Source organism: Caballeronia sp. BR00000012568055 (assembly GCF_029439455.1).
GTDB lineage: Bacteria > Pseudomonadota > Gammaproteobacteria > Burkholderiales > Burkholderiaceae > Caballeronia.
The window spans coordinates 3,853-5,138 of record NZ_JAQFVG010000117.1 but is presented as its reverse complement, the minus strand read 5'-3'; the positions used below and the strand labels follow the sequence as shown (position 1 = coordinate 5,138).

Annotated in this window: 1 protein-coding gene and 1 pseudogene; one reads left to right on the top strand and one right to left on the bottom strand. The window is 58.6% G+C overall.

The genetic code is table 11. The features are described from left to right. A pseudogene (locus P7F28_RS07325) lies at window positions 1-235 on the top strand (methyltransferase); the annotation flags it as partial. A 9-nt stretch (window positions 236-244) separates the two neighbouring features. On the opposite strand, the gene P7F28_RS07320 reads toward P7F28_RS07325, so the two are convergent. Further along, window positions 245-1,198, bottom strand: a complete 954-nt coding sequence (locus P7F28_RS07320) for a LysR family transcriptional regulator (RefSeq protein WP_277183854.1) — start codon at window positions 1,196-1,198, stop codon at window positions 245-247. Window positions 1,199-1,286 lie beyond the last annotated feature (88 nt).

The window sequence follows — 1,286 nt, the reverse complement described above, 5'->3', positions numbered from 1 at the left end:
GCAAATGATCGACTCGGGATACGTGACCGAAGAATTCGTGATCTCACATGCCAAGGCTGCCGGGTTCGTGCTCGTGGCAAGCAGCGAGATCAACGGGAATCCTAAGGATACAAAGGACTATCCGAACGGCGTGTGGTCGTTGCCGCCCACGTACAAGGGCGGCGATACGGATCGCGCGCGATACGCGGCAATTGGCGAGTCGGATCGGATGACATTGCGGTTTGTTAAGCCTTGAAGATTCGCGCTAACGTGCTTTCTTGACGCTCGAAAATGCCTTGATTTCCGCATTCGTCAGATAGAAGCGTTCGTTATTCGCGAGCTTGCCGATCATAAAGTCGATAAACACGCGCACGCGCAACGGCTGTTCCGTGCGATGCCGGTAGTACACATAGCTCGATTCACGCTGCGTCAGATGCTTCCCGAACAAGGGCACGAGCCGCCCTTCGCGTATGGGCACGACCGCAGAAAAACTGCCGAGCTGACCGATGGCGAGACCCGAAAGCACGGCTTCCGCTTCGGCATCGATATCGTTCGCGCACAAGGCGGCGGGCAACTCGCGGTACACGATCTCATCGCCGACCATAAATTCCCACGGCGCGAGCTTGCCCGTATTCGCCCGACGATACCCCGTGCAGCGATGCTCACCGAGTTCATCGACCGTACGCGGCGCGCCGTATCGTTCGATATAAGCGGGCGCAGCGCACACGATGAGTTGGATCGGCAAAAGACGCCGCGCAATCGCGCCGCCCGCAGGCGCAGAACCGCCGCGAAAGCCCACGTCCGCGCGTTCTTCGACTAGATCGGTGAACTGATCGTTGAAGCGCACGTCGAGTTGTACATCGGGATAAAGCGCGGCGAATTCGAGGATCGACGGCCACAACACGGTGCGTCCCAACGCAGCGGGCGCGCTGATCCGCAAGGGTCCGGCAATCTCTTCCTTCGCCAGCCGCACGTCGCTGATTGCCGACGACAACATGGCAAGCGCAGGCCCCACGTCGAGCAGCAAACGCTGCCCTTCTTCCGTCAGACTCAGCTTGCGCGTAGTGCGATGAAAAAGCCTTACGCCAAGCGTTTTTTCGAGTTGCATCACCGCGTGGCTGGCTGCTTGCGGCGAGATGCCCTGATCGATCGCGGCGCGACGCAAATTCCCCAGCGCTGCCGCGCGTACGAAGATGGAAATGGCCCGAAGCTCGTTCATCGCATGCCCCGATTCGCAAATAAAAATTGATTATCAGTCTAGCGTTTGACGGCTAGTTTGGGCGAATTCATCGGCCTATGCTTCGTAT